Raw genomic sequence first — 634 nt, 5'->3', positions numbered from 1 at the left:
ATTATTAGAGAATGGGAAGAATAGCCGTAGTTTTGAGAAAATGACGGTAGAGCAAATTATAGCAGAAGTATGTAAAAATTACCCACCAGAAGCCAAAGTAAAAGTAATAGGAGGTTTAAATACCAAAAACTCATTGGACTATACGGTTCAGTATAATGAGTCAGACTATGCGTTTTTGACTCGTTTAGCCAATCGTTTAGGGGAATATTTTTATTACGATGGCAAACAGCTTATTTTTGGTAATCGAGCCCAAAAACAAATCACTCTAAGTGAAGGCGATGATTTAGCCGAAGTTAGTTTTGATTTACAAATACAGAATCAGAATTTTACCCAATATGTTTACGATGAAGCCTTTGGAGATGTCTTTACGCACAATGCCGATAATACCTTTACACCTCCAAAAGACAATCCTATATTAGGTACGGCGATACAATTAGCAAAAAAGACTTTTACGCAGAAAAGTAGTCACTATTCAAGTAACTTTACTATGGGTGATGAAGATAGTGATGCTCGTTATAAAGTCCCACTATACAAAGAGAAATTGCAGCATATGATGTGGGTTAAGGGCAAGAGTCGTAATCCACTACTCAAATCAGGGAGTTTAGCCGATATGTACGATATTAATGGAAAAGCG

1 protein-coding gene is annotated in these 634 nt (G+C 36.1%); it reads left to right on the top strand.

From position 1 onward, the window contains the following. Positions 1–634 (top strand): contractile injection system protein, VgrG/Pvc8 family (locus tag VQ048_RS12395; protein WP_327611951.1); only part of this gene is annotated, 634 nt, incomplete at both ends.

It is taken from the genome of Bergeyella anatis, from assembly GCF_036016955.1.
GTDB lineage: Bacteria > Bacteroidota > Bacteroidia > Flavobacteriales > Weeksellaceae > JAYWXI01.
Note: the sequence above shows the minus strand (reverse complement) of the source record. Positions and strands in the feature narration are given on the sequence as shown.